The organism is Roseobacter sp. (genome assembly GCF_039970775.1).
Classification (GTDB): Bacteria; Pseudomonadota; Alphaproteobacteria; order Rhodobacterales; family Rhodobacteraceae; genus Roseobacter.
Window position 1 is genome coordinate 104,206 of the sequence record NZ_JBDVLG010000065.1, and the last position, 17,494, is coordinate 121,699.

The 17,494-nt window shown below is 58.2% G+C and carries 16 protein-coding genes; 11 read left to right on the top strand and 5 right to left on the bottom strand.

What is annotated here, in order from left to right:
- Nucleotides 1–22 precede the first annotated feature (22 nt).
- The 3 genes from ABJH13_RS18145 to dctP are packed head-to-tail and all read left to right on the top strand — an operon-like array spanning nt 23 to nt 2,989.
- Nucleotides 23–613: a TRAP transporter small permease gene (locus ABJH13_RS18145; protein ID WP_348407631.1), complete on the top strand. Its 591-nt coding sequence runs from the start codon at nt 23–25 to the stop codon at nt 611–613.
- Nucleotides 613–1,902: a TRAP transporter large permease gene (locus ABJH13_RS18150; protein WP_348407632.1), complete on the top strand. Its 1,290-nt coding sequence runs from the start codon at nt 613–615 to the stop codon at nt 1,900–1,902. Before ABJH13_RS18145 ends, ABJH13_RS18150 begins: the two co-directional genes overlap by 1 nt.
- A 28-nt stretch (nt 1,903–1,930) precedes the next feature.
- Nucleotides 1,931–2,989, top strand: coding sequence for a TRAP transporter substrate-binding protein DctP (gene dctP, locus ABJH13_RS18155; RefSeq protein ID WP_348407633.1), 1,059 nt, complete (start codon nt 1,931–1,933; stop codon nt 2,987–2,989).
- Between the two features lie 49 nt (nt 2,990–3,038).
- Here the strand turns inward: dctP and ABJH13_RS18160 are convergent, their stop codons facing one another.
- Both ABJH13_RS18160 and ABJH13_RS18165 read right to left on the bottom strand, forming a co-directional pair.
- Entirely contained in the window at nt 3,039–3,416 is a 378-nt protein-coding gene (locus tag ABJH13_RS18160) for a hypothetical protein (protein ID WP_348407634.1), read from the bottom strand.
- A 111-nt stretch (nt 3,417–3,527) separates the two neighbouring features.
- Complete coding sequence (locus ABJH13_RS18165; protein WP_348407635.1) at nt 3,528–3,998, bottom strand: tetratricopeptide repeat protein; 471 nt, start codon at nt 3,996–3,998, stop codon at nt 3,528–3,530.
- Between the two features lie 27 nt (nt 3,999–4,025).
- Here ABJH13_RS18165 and ABJH13_RS18170 point away from each other — a divergent pair, with 27 nt between their 5' ends.
- Nucleotides 4,026–5,285: a cytochrome c peroxidase gene (locus ABJH13_RS18170; RefSeq protein WP_348407636.1), complete on the top strand. Its 1,260-nt coding sequence runs from the start codon at nt 4,026–4,028 to the stop codon at nt 5,283–5,285.
- Nucleotides 5,286–5,288: 3 nt separating this feature from the next.
- Here the strand turns inward: ABJH13_RS18170 and ABJH13_RS18175 are convergent, their stop codons facing one another.
- On the bottom strand, nt 5,289–6,602 hold the full coding sequence (locus ABJH13_RS18175; protein WP_348407637.1) for a GH1 family beta-glucosidase: 1,314 nt from the start codon (nt 6,600–6,602) through the stop codon (nt 5,289–5,291).
- A gap of 277 nt (nt 6,603–6,879) precedes the next feature.
- On the opposite strand from ABJH13_RS18175, the gene ABJH13_RS18180 reads away from it, so the two are divergent.
- From ABJH13_RS18180 to ABJH13_RS18210, 7 genes are all read left to right on the top strand, one after another.
- Entirely contained in the window at nt 6,880–8,235 is a 1,356-nt protein-coding gene (locus ABJH13_RS18180) for an ABC transporter substrate-binding protein (protein WP_348407638.1), read from the top strand.
- A gap of 68 nt (nt 8,236–8,303) precedes the next feature.
- Nucleotides 8,304–9,287: a sugar ABC transporter permease gene (locus ABJH13_RS18185; RefSeq protein ID WP_348407639.1), complete on the top strand. Its 984-nt coding sequence runs from the start codon at nt 8,304–8,306 to the stop codon at nt 9,285–9,287.
- Nucleotides 9,284–10,408 (top strand): carbohydrate ABC transporter permease, encoded by a 1,125-nt coding sequence (locus ABJH13_RS18190; RefSeq protein WP_348407640.1) that lies wholly within the window; start codon nt 9,284–9,286, stop codon nt 10,406–10,408. Before ABJH13_RS18185 ends, ABJH13_RS18190 begins: the two co-directional genes overlap by 4 nt.
- A gap of 15 nt (nt 10,409–10,423) precedes the next feature.
- Complete coding sequence (locus ABJH13_RS18195) at nt 10,424–12,076, top strand: alpha-glucosidase (RefSeq protein WP_348407641.1); 1,653 nt, start codon at nt 10,424–10,426, stop codon at nt 12,074–12,076.
- 25 nt (nt 12,077–12,101) lie between these two features.
- The gene (gene ugpC / locus ABJH13_RS18200; protein ID WP_348407642.1) at nt 12,102–13,199 is read left to right on the top strand and encodes a sn-glycerol-3-phosphate ABC transporter ATP-binding protein UgpC; all 1,098 of its coding nucleotides are present in this window, start codon (nt 12,102–12,104) and stop codon (nt 13,197–13,199) included.
- A 163-nt stretch (nt 13,200–13,362) separates the two neighbouring features.
- Nucleotides 13,363–13,743, top strand: a complete 381-nt coding sequence (locus ABJH13_RS18205; RefSeq protein ID WP_348407650.1) for a DUF3307 domain-containing protein — start codon at nt 13,363–13,365, stop codon at nt 13,741–13,743.
- 241 nt (nt 13,744–13,984) lie between these two features.
- Nucleotides 13,985–15,256 (top strand): FecR domain-containing protein, encoded by a 1,272-nt coding sequence (locus tag ABJH13_RS18210; protein ID WP_348407643.1) that lies wholly within the window; start codon nt 13,985–13,987, stop codon nt 15,254–15,256.
- On the opposite strand, the gene ggpS is transcribed toward ABJH13_RS18210, so the two are convergent.
- Nucleotides 15,180–16,715 carry a glucosylglycerol-phosphate synthase gene (gene ggpS / locus ABJH13_RS18215; RefSeq protein WP_348407644.1) on the bottom strand — a complete coding sequence of 512 codons (1,536 nt, stop codon included), beginning with the start codon at nt 16,713–16,715 and terminating at the stop codon, nt 15,180–15,182. The genes ABJH13_RS18210 and ggpS overlap by 77 nt on opposite strands.
- Nucleotides 16,716–16,718: 3 nt before the next feature.
- Nucleotides 16,719–17,480 carry an HAD-IIB family hydrolase gene (locus ABJH13_RS18220; protein ID WP_348407651.1) on the bottom strand — a complete coding sequence of 254 codons (762 nt, stop codon included), beginning with the start codon at nt 17,478–17,480 and terminating at the stop codon, nt 16,719–16,721.
- Nucleotides 17,481–17,494: the final 14 nt, after the last annotated feature.

Consider the following 17,494-nt stretch of genomic DNA (forward strand, 5'->3'; position numbering starts at 1 on the left):
GCACAAGGGAGGAGGCTCCGGCATGAGGGCATTGCTGGCGGTGATGACACCGCTTCGGCTGGTCAATGAGGCTGCGCTGACCATTGGGCGTGCCATCGGCATTGTGGCGGTGGCGTTGATGGTGTCGGCTATTCTGGTGCAGGTGTTTTACCGCTATGCGCTGAACAACGCGTTGCCCTGGCCCGACGAAGCCGCACGATTTTGCATGCTGTGGATGACGGGGCTGATGGCGCCGACGGCGTTTCGGCGCGGCGGGTTTGTATCCATCGACACGGTGGTGCGGCTGCTGCCCAAAGCGGTGGGCGCGGTGGTGTCATTGATATTGCTGTGCATGAGCCTGCTGGTGCTGATCGTCGCCCTGCGCATTGGATGGTCCGAGGTCACCGGGTTCGCGGGGCGCTTTGCCACCGCGTCGTTGTATCTGCCCACCGATCTTAGCTTTGAAACCTGGTACCGAGTGCCACGCAGTTGGATGATGGCATCGTTGTTGGTGGGGGTCGCTATGTTGATTTCCGTGAATGTCGAACTGATTTTGCGCGCGATTGTGGGGCTGATGGGCGGCCAAGATCGCCTGCCAGCCATCGCGCTCGAAGATCAAGTGGGGGCTGAATAATGTTGGTTTGGTTCCTCCCGCTGTTCTTGGTGTTCTTGATGATCGGCCTGCCGGTGATCTTTGGCCTGCTGGCCGCCCCCGGTCTTTTGCTGTTTTTCAATGGGCAGGAAAAAGACATCACGTTGCTTTACCGGAACGTTTACAATGGGATGGATAGCTTTCCCCTGATGGCGATCCCGTTTTTCATGCTTGCGGGTGAATTGATGAACCGCGGCGGTATCACCATGCGTCTGGTCGAATTTTCGCAAGCGATGATGGGTCATTTTCGCGGTGGGTTGGCGCATGTGAATATCCTCAGCTCGATGCTCTTTGCGGGGCTATCGGGGTCTGCGGTGGCGGATACATCTGCGTTGGGGTCGATGTTGATCCCCGCGATGGAAAAACAAGGCTACAGCCGTAAATTTGCCGCCGCCATTACGGCTGCCAGCTCGGTTATCGGGCCGATCATCCCACCTTCGGGCATCATGATCATCTATGCCTACGTCATGGGCGAAAGCGTCGCGGCGTTGTTTTTGGCGGGCATCGTGCCCGGCGTGATGGTGGGGCTGGGCCTGATGTTTATGGTCAAGCTGCAAGCCGACAAATACGATTTCCCCGTCGCCACGAAAAAACACACCTGGGGCGAACGCGGGCAGGCCAGCCTCAAGGCGTTTTTCCCGCTGTTGACCCCGGTGATCATCTTGGGCGGCATCCTCGCGGGCGTCTTCACCCCGACCGAAGCAGCAGCCGTGGCCGTGGCCTATGCGCTGTTCATTGGGCTGTTCGTGATGCGCACCCTGCGTCTTCGCGATTTGCCCGATGTCATGGGCCGCGCGGGGCTGACGTCTGCGGTGGTGTTGTTGCTGGTGGGGGCTGCGATGGCGTTCAAAACCGTGGTCAGCCTGAGCCACGCGCCCGAAGCCATGGCGGATTTTGTGCTGTCGCTGACATCCAACCCGCTGGTGTTACTGCTGCTGATCAACCTGCTGCTGTTCATCGTGGGGATGTTTCTGGATGCGGGGCCTGCGATTATTATCTTGGGGCCGATCTTGGGGCCTATTTTCGTCGAACTCGGCGTTGATCCCATCCACTTTGCCATCATCATGAGCGTCAACCTGACGGTGGGTCTGGCAACGCCGCCTATGGGGTTGGTGCTGTTTGTGGCCTCGTCGGTATCGGGCGAACGCGTCGAGGCGATTTCCAAGGCGATTTTACCGTTTCTTGCCGTCGAGGTGGTTGTGATTTTCCTGATCACCTACATCCCGGCGATTTCTATGACGATCCCGCGTTTGACGGGGTTCGCGAACTAACACCACACATCAAATGGGAGGACACTTGATGATCAAAACGACCCTGAAAACCCTGACCGTCGCAGCCGTGCTGGCGGGCAGCGCAATGGCAGCTATGGCGCAGGACTACACCCTGCGGGCCACGGCCAATTCCAACGAAAACGACGAAGACTACGACGGTCTGGTCGTGTTCAAAAACTACGTCGAGGCGGCCTCGAATGGCGCCATCGCAGTCGAGCTGTTTATCGGCACGCAGCTGTGTGGCAACGGGGCGGAATGCCTGCAAGGTGTGGCCGACGGCACGATCGACATCTACGTGTCTACGTCTGGGGGCGCGTCTGGTATTTTCCCTTACGTTCAGGTGCTTGACCTACCGTACCTAATGGCCGACGACCGCATTGCAGAAACGGTTCTGTCGGGCGATTTCACCCGCAAAATGCGTGACATGGCGTTGGAAGATTCAGGCGACAGCATCCGGTTGATGACCATCGGCAACACTGGTGGCTGGCGCAACTTTGCCAACACAAAACGCCGCGTGACTGAGCCCTCCGACATGGAAGGCCTCAAGATCCGCACCGTGGTCGCCGACCTGCCACAAGAGCTGGTGAAATCGCTGGGGGCCGCGCCAACGCCGATCCCGTGGCCGGAACTGTTCACGTCCTTCCAGACCGGCGTTGTTGAAGGGTCCAAGAACGGTATCACCGACATTATGGGCATGAAATTCCCCGATGCGGGTCTGAAATACGTCACGCTGGACGGTCACGCTTACATGGGCGCGCTGTGGTGGATGAACAACGAACAATTCACAGGCATGCCCGAAAATATGCGCCGCGTGGTGGTGGATGGGTTCTATGCGCTGCAACAAGCGACATTCGCCTCGCCCAAACGTAAATCTATCGCGGCCTATGAACAGTTTGTGGCTGAAGGCGGCGATCTTTACGTGCCCACGCCCGACCAGAAAGCGGCGTTCAAAGACGGCGCGGCACCGGTGTTCGACTGGTTTAAGGCCAATGTCGGGCGCGGCGAGGAAATCTTTGACGCGCTGTCCACCGCTGTCACCGAGGCCGAAGCCGAGATCAACGCCGCCCGCGCCGCAGATCTGAATTAAGAGCACAGGGCAGAGCGGGTGGCGTTGCAGCCGCTCTGCCCTTGTTGTGTTAGTTGGAATATTTCACCGCGGTTCCAGAGACTGTTCTACATCCCCAACTCAGCGCGCAAACCCCAACGTTAGAGATACGTTTGTTAATGACCGCATCGGCACCCAGTTCTGCGCCTTCGATCCGTAGTTTTAATTCACCATCTGCGACTGTCGGTGTTTTGCCGAAAATGGTGGCTTTGCCAATGGATTTTTCGATCGCGGCGATCTGTGTAAAATTGCCATCATTTATGGTGTCGGCCGATGTTAGAACGATCTGATCGGTTGGTGTTACCTTCGAGATTTCGTCTGCCTGATCTGCAAGTCTTGCAGGGGATGTCATGACATCTGCACATCCAGACAAGGCGAGAGCCACCGTTAGAAAACCAATATAGCGCATGTAAAATTACCTCTTTGCTTACAAGGCGATCTTGAACAACATTAGGCTTTGAATGCAACGATATTTAAGATGAAACCGTGGAATTTGACAGCCATGATCAACAATGAAACGCTACCGAAACGGGTACATCCAAACCTTGTAGTCCGCGACCAAAACATGCGCCTTTTCGATCTCATCCCCCGTCATTTTTTTGACCACCTCTTCGAGGCTGATCGCGGCGTCGGGGTCACCGCCGATGGCCGACAGCGTATACCACATATAGGCACGCACCAGATCGGGGGCAGGCATGCCGCGCCCGACCTCATAGTACCACCCCACACCCGATTGCGCGCCCGGATGCCCCTTCATCGCCGACCGCAGGTACCAATCAAAGGCGCGGATATCATCGCGCGGCACACCCAGACCCATGGCATACATCACCCCGATCAGCTCTTCTGCATCGGCATTTCCAGACCGCGCCGCAGGCCACAGGGCGTCATAGGCGGCCTCAAACTGGCCGTCTTCCATCAGGTCGCGTGCCTGTTCAATTTCGGCAAAGGCCGGCGCTGCCAGCAGGGCCGCAACAAGGCATATTACGCGCATGGGGTCGTTCTTTCGTGTTGGGCGGCGGTGGCCAGCGCGGGTGATTTGCCGCGCGCCTTGACCGCCGATGATTTCCTGACCTTCGATTGGGATCAGGCCGCATTGGGCCAGTCCTTGTTCTACGATCAAATCCTGTCGGGCAACCAGAATATATCTTGTGCGCATTGCCACCACCCTGATTTTGGCACCGGCGATGGGCTGTCGTTGGGCATTGGCGAAGGCGGGCAGGGGCTGGGCCCCAACCGCACGCCGGGGGTGGGGGTTTCACGCATCGCCAAACGCATCCCGCGGAATGCGCCGGGGCTGTGGAACCTTGGCGCCCGCGATGTGCATGTGATGTTCCATGATGGGCGGCTCAGCCGGTCTGATCTGTTTGGCAACGGGTTCAATTCCCCCGCCGAAGAATGGCTGCCGCAGGGGTTAAATTCGCTGCTGGCGGCGCAGGCGTTGTTCCCGCTGGTGGCGCAGTTTGAAATGGCGGGAAACCCCGGCGAAAACGAGGTGATCGGCGCGGTGCATGACCGCATCGACAACGCCTGGCCGATCATCGCCAAACGGGTGCGCTTGGACCCAACATACGGCCCGCAGTTTGTCGCAGCCTTTGACCATATCGCCACGCCTGATCAAGTCACTATCGTGGATATCGCCAATGCGCTGGCGGCGTTTATGGCGGTCGAATGGCGCAGCATCGACAGCCCCTTTGACGCGTATCTGGCAGGCAACAAACAGGCGCTGACCGCATCACAACACGCAGGCATGGTGTTGTTTTATGGCAGCGCCGGGTGCAGCGCCTGCCATTCCGGCCCGTTGATGTCGGATCAGACATTCCACGCGCTGGGGGTGCCCGCGTTTGGGCCGGGGCGCACGCGCATGTTTGACCCCTACGCGCGTGATGTGGGCCGGATGGGCGACAGCAACCGGTTGGCGGATGCCTATGCCTTTCGCACGCCGATGTTGCGCAATGTCGCGCTGACGGCCCCCTACGGGCACAACGGCGCGTTTCCCACGCTGGATGGCATCGTGCGGCACCATCTGACACCGCTCGCCTCGCGGGGCGCGTGGCGCCGGGCGGATGCCAATTTGCCCAAGGTTCAGTGGCTGGAACCGGTTGATTTCATCATTCAATCTGACCCGCGCGAAATGGCGCGACAGGCGCGCGTGGTGCCCGGCGATGGCCCTGATATGACCGATGATCAGATCGCGCAGATCGTCGCCTTTTTGCACAGCCTTACGGGGCAGGGCGTCGCGACGCCGCCCTTTGGCGTGCCGGCAGATTTCACACCCTGACGGCTACCGCGCCAGCGCCTTGGCCAGCGCATGATACGAGGCCTTTGGCGTGCGGTCCAACGTGTCAAAATCCACGTGGATCAACCCAAAGCGTTTTTCATACCCCAGCGCCCATTCATAATTGTCGAGCAGCGACCAAAACGTATAGCCCGCCACTGGCACACCATCTTTGATGGCCCGTCGCGCGGCACCGACATGGGCGTTTAGGTAATCAATACGCGCCTGATCGGGGACGCCGATCTGATCGGGGTGCGCCATGCCGTTTTCGGTCACGTACAGGGGCAGGCCTTTGGTGTAGTTTTCATGCACCCAACCTAGGAAATGGTGCAGGCCGTCGGGGTAGATCTCCCACCCCATTTGCGTCTTGGGCAGGGGGCCTGCGACCTCTGTGTGCGCGGGCCAAGCACCATCGGTGGGCGCGATACGTTTGCAGGTGTAATAGTTCAAACCGCACCAATCCAAAGGCTGGCCGATCAGGGCAAAATCATTCTCCCACCCTTTGGGCATATGAGGCGCGAGCCCCTGCATAACGTCTTGGGGGTAGGCACCATGGAACAGCCCGCCTAGGAAAAACCGGTTGTAGTGCCCGTCATATAATTGTGCAGCGACGGCGGCTTGGGGCGTGTCATCGGCTGGATGCGCGTATTCAAAATTGCACACAGCGCCGAGGTTTTTCACCCCCAACGCGCGCATCGCCTGAATGGCGCGCCCATGGCCCGTCAGCACGTGATGCATGGCGTGTGCGGCGGCACGAATGTCGCGCAGACCGGGTGCGTGATGGCCCATGAAATGCGACAACCACGCAACGCACCACGGCTCGTTGATGGGGGCCGCGCTAAACACACGGTCCCCGATCCGTTCCATGATGACGGTGGCATAATCGGCCAACCAATGCGAGATATCAGGGTTGCGCCACCCCCCCAGATCGGCCAGCGCCACGGGCAATTCCCAATGATATAGGGTGACCATCGGGTTCAGGCCGCGCGCCAACATGCCGTCAACCAGACGGTCATAAAAATCGAGCCCCTCTTGGTTGGGCGTGCCGCGTCCGTCGGGCAGCACCCGCGCCCAGCTGGTGGAAAACCGATACGCATCCAGCCCCATGGCCTGCATCAGATCAAGGTCTTCTTCCCAACGGTGGTAGTGGTCGCAGGCGATATCACCGTGCTCGGCGCGCACCACATTGCCGGGGGTCGCGGCAAATGTATCCCAATGGGTTTTGCCCGCGCCACCAAAGCTGTGACCTTCGATTTGGTAGCTTGATGTGGCTGCCGCAAACTGAAAGCCTTCGGGGAAGTCGGATCGGGTAAAGTCCATGTGAGGTCCTTTGGGGTGGTTGCACCATATGCGGGTAATAATACGGCCTATGTCAGGTGTGTGTCGGGCGCCAAAATCACGCGCCGCATCAGAAAATACAAGGGGGTGAAGCGCCGTATCGCCATGACGGGACGTTGCGTAGAAACCCGCGGCGCGAGTTGACACAAATAGTGTCATACGCCACGCTTTGATGATCGGAGGAAGGGGCCGTAGTGATTCTGAGCCCCTTGTAATCAATAAAGTACGTGCCAAACTGGGCGCCCCACGGGAGGACTTCATGACGATAGGATTTTACGCAAGTGTTGGTGCGCTGGCGCTGATCGCGGGCATGGCCCATGCCGATGAACCGCAGCCTTTTGCCATAGGCGAAGGTGCGTTTCATTGGGACAGCTACGCAGCCTTTGCCGACGCCTATGATTTGACCGGTCAAACCGTGGAGATCACCGGCCCGTGGACGGGCGATGAAAAGGCAAAAGTCGATGCGGCGTTTTCCTATTTCACCAGTGCGACAGGGGCGCAGGTAAACTATTCAGGTTCTGACAGCTTTGAGCAGGATATCGTGATTTCGGCGCGGTCCGGGTCGGCGCCCAACTTGGCGGTGTTTCCACAACCGGGGCTGGCCGCCGACATGGCGAGCCAAGGATATCTGACCCCATTGCCCGACGGAACCGCCGACTGGGTGCGCGATAATTTCGCAGCCGGGCAGTCGTGGGTTGATCTGGCGACATACCCAGATCAGTCCGGCACAGACCAGATTTACGGCATATTCTACCGTGTCGATGTGAAATCACTGGTGTGGTATTCGCCCGAAGCCTTTGACGAGGCCGGGTATGACACCCCCGAAACGATGGAAGACCTCAAGACATTAACAGATACCATCGCCGCCGATGGTGGCACGCCGTGGTGCATCGGGCTGGGGTCTGGCGCGGCAACCGGGTGGCCTGCAACCGATTGGGTTGAAGACATGATGCTGCGGACCCAAACACCCGCAGATTATGACGCTTGGGTCACCAACGAGATGAAGTTCGACGACCCAAAAGTTATCGCCGCCATCGAGGAATTTGGCGCGTTTGCCCGCAACGACACCTATGTTGACGGCGGCACATCGGCTGTGGCCAACACCGATTTTCGCGATAGCCCGACGGGCCTGTTTGCGATCCCGCCCAAATGCTACATGCACCGGCAGGCGTCTTTTATCCCGGCGTTTTTCCCAGAAGGCACCGCAATAGGCGATGACGCGGATTTCTTTTATTTCCCCGCCTACGCCAGCAAAGATTTGGGCAAGCCGGTCTTGGGCGCAGGCACGTTTTTGGCCATCACAAATCCGTCCGAGGCGACATTTGCGTTTATGGAGTTCCTGAAAACGCCAATTGCGCATGAATTATGGATGGCGCAGGGGGGCTTTTTGACCGCCCACACCGGGGTGAACCTTGACGTCTACGCCGATGAAAGCCTCAAGGCGCAGGGCGATATTTTGCTGAACGCGACGACCTTCCGCTTTGATGCCTCTGACCTGATGCCCGGTGAAATCGGCGCAGGTGCGTTTTGGACAGGCATGGTAGATTACACCACCGGTGTGAGCGCAAAAGAGGTCGCACAGACCATTCAAAAACGCTGGGACAGCATTCAGTAACCCGTTGAACATCGGCCCGGTTTGCGCCGGGCCACGTTCTGTGTGCGCGCAGGTTGGAAGGGAATGTAATGTCACCGCTGCTTCAGGGGATCGTGACGGTATGTGTCGGGGTTGGCGGGTGCGTGGGGTATTTCGTCCTGTCCAACCTGATCCTTGATAAGGTCATATTTCCGCCGCGCGCCGCCAACCCTGGCCGCAACATCAGCCGGGCCAATATGGTGCGGCCGTGGTTGTTTGTGTTCCCGGCTATGGCGGCCTTGGGGCTGTATCTGGTGTATCCGGTGGTGGGGTCGTTCTGGCGGTCACTGCACAACCGGTCGGGCGACACATTCATCGGGCTGGACAATTACACGACCATGTTCGCCGATGACGGGTTTCAGGTGGCGTTTTTCAACAACATGCTATGGGTGCTGATTGTGCCCGCCGCGGCGACGTTCTTTGGCCTGCTAGTGGCGCAACTGACAGACAGGTTGCGTTGGGGGAACATTGCGAAATCGCTGATCTTTATGCCAATGGCGATCTCTTTCGTGGGGGCGTCGCTGATCTGGAAATTCGTTTACGCCAACAACGCCGACATTGGGTTGATCAACGCGGTCCGCGACTTTTTCGGCGCGTCTGACCCGTTGGATGTGCTGCAACTTCGGTTTTGGAACAACTTTTTCCTGATGGCCATTCTGGTTTGGATCCAGACGGGCTTTGCCATGGTGATCCTGTCGGCGGCGCTGCGCGGTATCCCCGAAGAAACCATAGAGGCCGCGATCATCGATGGCGCCAACCCGCTTCAGGTGTTTTTCAAAATCAAAGTTCCGCAGATCATGGGTACTATCGTGGTGGTCTGGACAACGATCACGATCCTTGTGCTCAAGGTGTTTGACATCGTCTACACGATGACGGGCGGCAATTTCGGCACCGATGTTCTGCCCAGCTATATGATGTCGTTCATGTTTCGCGACGATGGGCGCGCGACAGCGGTGGCCTTTGTGATCATGATGGTGGTGCTGCCGGTGATGATCTGGAACATCCGCCAAGCCCGCGCAGAGATGCGGCCATGACCAATATCGCGGGCACAAAATCGGCGCTCGGCTGGGCCGTGAACTTATCGGTGATCTTTCTGGTGGTGCTGTGGTTGATCCCGACGGTGGGGTTGCTGGTGTCGTCCTTCCGGGACCGCGACCAAATTTCTGCGTCGGGGTGGTGGCTATCGCCCTTCGCCGTGGAGCAGAATTTTCAGGCCAAAATTCCCGCTGCGGATGTCCGGCAAGAGGGTGATTTATCTGTAATTGAAGGCAATATCTTTGCCGGTGGCACGGGCACAGTCATCCGCTTTGGCGGTGCGCGGTCCAACCCCACGGTATCGGCTGCGGGCGACACCGCCGAGCTGACCCGCGACCGCCGGTTGACGGTGCAGGCCAATGGCGATTTTGTCTATCAATCGCCCGCGCAGATCAAACGTGACCCAAGCGTCTATTATTCCACCGCCACACCACCTGATTTTTCGTTGGATAACTACCGCATGATCTTGGTGTCCAACGGCATGGATGTCGCGTTTATCAACACGTTGACCGTCACAATCCCCGCGACGATCATCCCTATCCTGATCGCGGCTTTTGCGGCCTACGCGCTGGCGTGGATGGATTTTGCCGGGCGTGGGCTGCTGATCGCTATGGTGGTGGGGCTGTTGGTGGTGCCGTTGCAATTGGCACTGGTGCCGTTGCTACAGTTCCACAACAAAATCGGCATTGGTCAGAGCTTTCTTGGCATTTGGATGGCACACACCGGGTTTGGGCTGCCGTTGGCGATCTACCTGCTGCGCAATTATATGGTCGGGCTGCCGCGTGATATCATCGAATCTGCCAAGGTCGACGGGGCTACCGATTTTCAGGTCTTCACCAAAATCGTGCTGCCGCTGAGCTTTCCAGCACTGGCGTCTTTTGCCATTTTCCAATTCCTATGGACCTGGAACGACCTGCTGGTGGCCAAGGTATTTTTGCCCTCAAACGCAGAATCTTGGGTAATGACCGTCAAGATCGCTGATGATCTTTTAGGCTCCCGTGGGGGGGATTGGGGCATTTTGGCCTCTGCGGCCTTTATCTCTATCGCGGTGCCGCTCATCGTCTTTTTCACATTGCAACGATATCTGGTGCGCGGCTTGCTGGCCGGCTCCGTCAAATAAGAAAGCCAAACGCGTATGACCAAGATGGACCACCATCTGCACCCAACCGACGCCGAAAAAGACTGGTGGCGCGGCGCTGTGATCTACCAGATTTACCCACGCAGTTTTCAAGACAGCAACAGCGACGGTATCGGCGATCTGATCGGGATCTCGCAACGCATGGGGTATATCGCATCACTTGGGGTCGATGCGATCTGGATTTCGCCGTTCTTTACCTCGCCGATGAAGGATTTCGGCTATGACGTCAGTGACTATTGCGACGTTGACCCGATGTTCGGCACCTTGGCGGATTTCGACGTGGTGGTCGAGGCCGCCCATCAATACGGCCTGAAGGTGATGATCGATCTGGTGCTAAGCCACACCTCTGACCAACACCCGTGGTTCCAAGACAGCCAGTCAGACCGCACCAACCGCAAGGCCGACTGGTACGTCTGGTCCGACCCAAAACCCGACGGCACACCACCCAACAACTGGCTGTCGATCTTTGGGGGGTCGGCGTGGCAGTGGCATCCGGGGCGCGAACAATACTACCTGCACAACTTTTTGGTCGAACAACCCGACCTGAATTTCCACAATGATGATGTGCAAAACGCGATCTTGTCCACCACCCGGTTCTGGCTAGATCGTGGGGTTGATGGGTTTAGGCTGGATACGATCAATTTTTACTATGCTGACAAACAGTTACGCGACAATCCTGCGCTGCCACCGGAACGGCGTAACGCCAATATTGCGCCTTCTGTGAACCCCTATAACCACCAAGAACACCTGTATTCTAAGAACCAACCCGAAAACCTGGGGTTTTTGAAAAGGTTCCGCGCGCTGTTGGATGAATACCCCGCGGCCACCTGTGTGGGCGAGGTGGGCGATGCCCAGCGTGGGTTGGAATTGCTGGGCGAATATACCAGCGGCTCTGATATGGCGCATATGTGCTACGCCTTTGAGTTTCTGGCCAAAACTAAACTGGACGCGACGCGCGTGGCGCAGGTGTTTGACGAATTGGGGCGGGTGGCGCGCGATGGCTGGCCGTGTTGGGCGTTTTCCAACCACGACGTGGTGCGGCATGCCTCGCGGTGGGATCTGCCGCCCCAAGCGCAACGTTTGTTTGCCACTTTGATCATGTGTTTGCGTGGCTCGGTTTGCATCTATCAGGGCGAAGAGCTGGGCCTACCCGAGGCAGACGTCGCATTCGAAGACCTGCAAGACCCTTACGGCAAGCAGTTCTGGCCCGAATTCAAGGGCCGCGACGGATGCCGCACCCCAATGGTGTGGGAGGCCACAGACCAAAACGGCGGGTTTACGGATGGGTTTCCGTGGCTGCCGGTCAGCCATGACCATCTCAACCGGTCGGTGGCCGTGCAAGAGGACGAGCCCGGCGCGATCTTGCACCACTACCGCCACGCGATCGCGTTTCGCAAGGCACACCCGGCGCTGACCAAAGGCGATCATGGTGGTGTTTTTGCCTACGGGGATATCTTGCAATTCACCCGCACCTTTGGGGACGAGACGTTGTTTTGCGCCTTTAATCTGTCGGATACGCCGTCGTTGCACGGCATGCCACCGGGTGACTGGGTGACCATCGGGCATGAACTGGGCGGTGCGACCCCGTCACCTGATTTCAAGCTGCATCTGGGGCCTTGGCAGGTCTGCATCGCGATGAAACAGGACTAACCGACGTCTTGGGAGGGACAAGGGCATGGCCAATCTAAAGCTGACGGATGTGGGGAAATCCTATGGCGGGGCGGTTGAGGTTCTCAAGGGTATCGACCTGGATATCGAAACCGGCGAGCTGATCGTGTTTGTGGGCCCGTCGGGGTGCGGAAAATCAACCCTGCTGCGCATGATCGCGGGGTTGGAAAAGATCTCCGCAGGGGAATTGTTGATTGATGGCGCGCCTATGAACGACGTGCCGCCGGCACAGCGTGGCATCGCGATGGTGTTCCAATCTTATGCGCTCTATCCGCATATGACGGTGCGCGACAACATGGCGTTCGCGCTAAAATTGACCAAAAAGCCCGCAGCCGAGATTGACGCCGCCGTGACACGCGCCGCGCAGGTGCTACAGCTGGATGACTATCTGGACCGCCTGCCCAAGGCGCTGTCGGGTGGGCAACGGCAACGTGTGGCGATCGGGCGGGCAATTGTGCGCGACCCAAAGGTCTATCTGTTTGACGAACCGCTGTCGAATTTAGACGCATCCTTGCGCGTGGCCACCCGCATTGAGATCGCGCAGCTCAAAGAAAGCATGCCCAATTCGACGATGATATATGTCACCCATGATCAGGTTGAGGCCATGACATTGGCCAGCCGGATCGTAGTGCTGGCCAACAAGGGAATCGCGCAGGTGGGCACGCCGTTGGACCTATATGAGCGGCCCGAAAACGAATTCGTGGCGCAATTTATCGGTTCGCCTGCGATGAACCTATTGGCGGGGGAAGTCGTCGAAACCGGGCCCGTCACGACGGTTTTTTGCACCAATGGTAGCGGCATATTGCAATCGAACGTGCCCACCCAACCGCAAGATTTGGGCAGTAAGGTCAATGTCGGTATCCGCCCCGAAGACATGATCACCACCGACGGTGAGAACTACGCGTTCAAGGACACGGTCACGATCGTCGAAGCCTTGGGCGAGGTGACGCAACTTTATTTCGCAGGGCAGGGCGCGTCCCCCACGGTGATCGCCAAACTACCCGGAATTCATACAAATTTGCGAGGGCAGACCTTGAAGTTGACGGCAGATCCGGCCAAAGTTCACTTGTTTTCAAACGAAAAGTCACTTTTGTACCGAGATTGATCAACGCATTTAAACGCAGTTTGGCCGCCCCGAAGTCTGGGGCAGATACCGTGCCACCCCGGCATTTCGCGGGCGTGGTTTTGGCCAAATGCAGTATTTTACATATGATCCTTGGCGCTATTCGAAAGACCGGCGTTGGGGATGAAAGGACGTTATTTTGGGTGTGAGCGACGGCGCTATTTTAATTCTGCTGTGTTTTTTGCAATTCAAACACATGCTGGCCGACTACTTTTTTCAGACAAGATTTATGCTTGAGGGACGCGGGGCGCGCTATTTGCACGCGGGGACGTTTGTGCATGCCGGGGTGCATGCCGCGGGGTCCTTTGCCGCCTTTAGCCTGATAGGCGTGCCCCCAAGGCTGACGGTGCCGTTGGTGCTGGCAGAATGGGCGGTGCATTTCCATATTGACTGGCTCAAGGGGCGCTACACGATTGCGCGGTCCTTGACGCCTGTGGATGCGGGGTTTTGGCGCCTGTCGGGGTTTGACCAGGCACTGCATCATCTGACGTATCTGGGGATGATCTGGGTTTGGGTGCATAGGTAAACCGGCCTGCAACGTCCGCGGTCGCTGCCCTGCGCGGGTCATGATCGTTCGGGCGAATCGCCATACCTTGCGGGTTGAAACCGGGTAAGTTAACGCTGCACCCTCACGGCTCACCAAGCATTTTCAACTGCTTTGGTAAGATGTCAGGGTGGTATCAGGATTTAAAAAAGGGACCTGACACCACACCGCACCGAGATTTTCAGATACTTTTATTTAAATTCAATTTTGAAGGACACCGGGAGTGCCGCTCAATCATGAGGTACACAACGACGACCCCGATGAGGTCATAACACTGTGGGCGGATGCCTTTGGCGCTATTGTGGTGCCTGACAGCGGGCTGCTGTTCAACGGTGGTTTCTTCCGGGTGGGTCCCGACCTTTATATCGTGGACAATGGCACCGCGAAATTTCGGGTGCCTGCGTATTTTAACGCGCCTCAAAACGCGGATCTGCGCGCGCCGCATGGTGCCGTCATGCGCGGTGATCTGGTTGATCGGTTGGCAGGGCCTACGGCCTCTGGGCCACGCCGACATACAGGCAAACCCGAGGCCGCCATTGGTCGCGTTACACGCGCTCAAAGCGGTGCGGTTGTGCAACGCGTTGATGGCACGGTGCTGTTGTTGGAGGCCGGGTGCCCCATTTACCCGGCTGATTTGATCACGACACAAACCAGGGGCGTGTCGCTTGGCTGCGTTGATGGTACGGTCTTGACCCTGTCTGGCGCATCACGGCTGATCGTCGATCAGCTGCGCTATCACCCGCCATCGCAGACCAATACCGGCGTGTTTAGCCTGATCCAAGGCAGTGTGGTTCTGACTGCCGGTCAGGTCGCCAAAACGGGCGAGATACAGGTCAACACACCCGCGTCAAAGGTGATCATTGCGGGTACGGCGGCGGTGGCGCAGGTGGCCAGTCACGATGGTATCGACAGGACCGAAATGTCATTAACGCCTGATGCCCAAGAGGGTGCGGGGCGCGCAGAAGTCCATCATCTGACCGGTACCGCACTGGCCGCCATTACGCAGCCGGGCACGACATGGGTGGCGTCTGGTGCGACGGGCGAGGTTCGTCAATTGCTGGGCGATATGGTCGGCCCCGTCAATCATATAACGCACGCAGATCCAGCAGAACCACCGCCGCCTGTGATCCGAGCGAGCGCCCCGGAAGATGCTGGTATTTCAGTTGAAAAAGCGACCGTAACCCACGGGAAAAAAGCTGTTATATCTGCCGCGACGGCCCCATCACATAGCCCTGCGTCCGTGCCCCACGAAAGGCCATTCAACTATGTACCAGACCCCGATTGCAACAGCACCGACAGCGTTACCTTCGTTGCCACATCCACCGATAGCCGGGTGATGGCGGGAACGGCCTTTGTTCACTTAACGGCGCCTGCTGTTGGTGATGCACCCACCCGTGGGCAGCAGCAGACCGCAACGGTCACAGGCTGGGTTCGGTCTGGGGTGCGGCGGTGCCTTCGGTGGGCATGGCCGTCTTGCGGGCAATCGCCTCATTAAATTGGTACTGTTGTTCATCGGCCCAGGCGTGCACGGAATATTTCCGCACCACGCGGCGCAACTCTGTCATGCGGTCGCGGCGTTCCTTTTCGGGCATTTCGAGGGCCTGAACAATCGCCTGATCCATCGACCGGTGAGAAAACGGGTTTGTGATCACCGCCGAATTCAGCTCAACCGCAGCCCCTGCGAATTCGGACAAAACCAAGACGCCATCGCCATCTGTGCGGGCCGATAGATATTCCTTGCACACAAGGTTCATCCCATCCACCAACGGCGTGATCCATGCCACATCTGCGGCGCGGTAATATTTGATCAGATCATCAAACGGGATCGCCCGCGAGATCAATGCAATGGGTTGCCACGCCAAGGTGCCAAAGCGGCCATTGATGCGGCCTGCGGTCTCTTCGATGCCGGTTTGCGTGCGCGCATAGGCCGACATATTGCGGTCGGCGCTGACGGAAACATGCATCAGTTTGACCTTGCCGCGCAGGTCGGGGTTGTCTGTTAGGACGCGTTCAAAGCTCTCCATCTGGTCGACGCCGCCTTTGGTGTAATCGGTGCGGCCCACCGACAGGATCAGCTGGCAGTCGCTCAATGCGGCGCGAATATCACGGGCGTCGGCATCGACCTGTGGATCAGCCGAGCGCCCCTCGATATAGTCGACCGCAACGCCAACGCTGGCCGCGCTGACCGCCACCTCGCGGCCCTCAAACGACAACAGCGTCGGCGTTGAGCGTTCGCTCAGCGCGGTGCCGTCCGAGACCAGCCCCGCATCGACGGCCTCGCGTTTGACGACATCCAGATCAAACAAGCTTTGCGCCACAGAGACAAAATTAGCGGCATACCGCGGAATGTGAAACCCGACGATATCGCAATCCAGCAGGCTTTTCACGATCTCGCGCCGCCACGGCAAAACGTTGAACATATCGGCAGCCGGAAAGGGCGTGTGGTGAAAAAACGAAATCGTCACGTCGGACCGCAACTGCCGCAAATACCCCGGCACCAGCCACAGGTTGTAGTCGTGTATCCAAACGCGCGCGCCATGAGCGGCCTCGCGCGCGGCGGCTTCGGCAAAGGCCCAATTGACCTCTCGGAAGGTGGGCCAATCGACGGGATCGTAGTTAAATTTCTCTTTAAAACTGTGTAAGATTGGCCAAAAGGCTTCTTTGGACGACACGTGGTAGAAACTGCTGACCTGCTCTTTGGTCAAGGGCAAGCGTGACACCGAATATGCACCATGGGCGTCGTTGATTTCGACAACCTTATCGAACCCCGGATCGGTCGGATCATCGGCCAGTTTCCATGCGATCCAGGCGGCGCGTTCGGCTGTTCCGAAAAAGCTTTTGAGTGTGGGGACAATACCGTTGGGGCTTTTGTTTTCGCGAAATTCGATTTTGCCATTTTTCTCCACCTCTTCATAGGGTTGACGGTGGTAGACGATCACGAGATCGGAAGGCATGTGTTAGACCCTTTCCGGGGTTGGGTGCAGGTTGAAATGCGAAATGGCCTCAAAGATACCGGCGGTGCCAATGCCCGTTGCCCGGTAGATCTGCGGCGTGTCGGGCAGGGCGTTCAGCAAGGGCTGCTCTGACCCACCAACCGCCACGGCAGGGGTGCCTGCCACCAACATCGACAGATCATTCAGCGTGTCACCGGCGGCCAACACCTGCGCTTGCGCAACGCCGGTATGGTCCAAAAACCGTAGCAACGACGGGCCTTTGCTGACGCCTTTGGGCAAAACATCCAGATACCGGTTGTCCGAAATCAGCACGTCAAACCCCATCGCTTCGATCTGGGCGGTTATCGCGGGGTCATAGGAGGCCGGGTCATAGTGATAGCTGACACGATAGCGAAATTCAGTGGCCTGCAGCGTCAGGCCCGCAGCCCCGTCAAGCGCCGCCCGCACCGCGCCGCCCGCATCGCCCCAGCGCGTCGCGATGAGCTGTTCTAAGGTGTCGATGGGCGCAATCGTGCGGTCGGGGGCCACTTGGGCGATGGTCGTGCCGACATCGCCGATCACGTAGTCGGGCCAAGGGACATCGCCGCTGCCGCACAGTTGGTGGATAAATTCGGGGTCGCGGCCGCTGACAAACACAAGGCCGACGGTTGCGCGATGGGTTTCGACCCAGTCGTATAGGGCCCGGCGGTCAGCGCGGGTTCCGCCAAGGAATGTCCCGTCAAGATCGGTGGCCAGCACAAAGTGTTTGTCGGAAATCGGGGGCATTAGGGGGTCTCGCC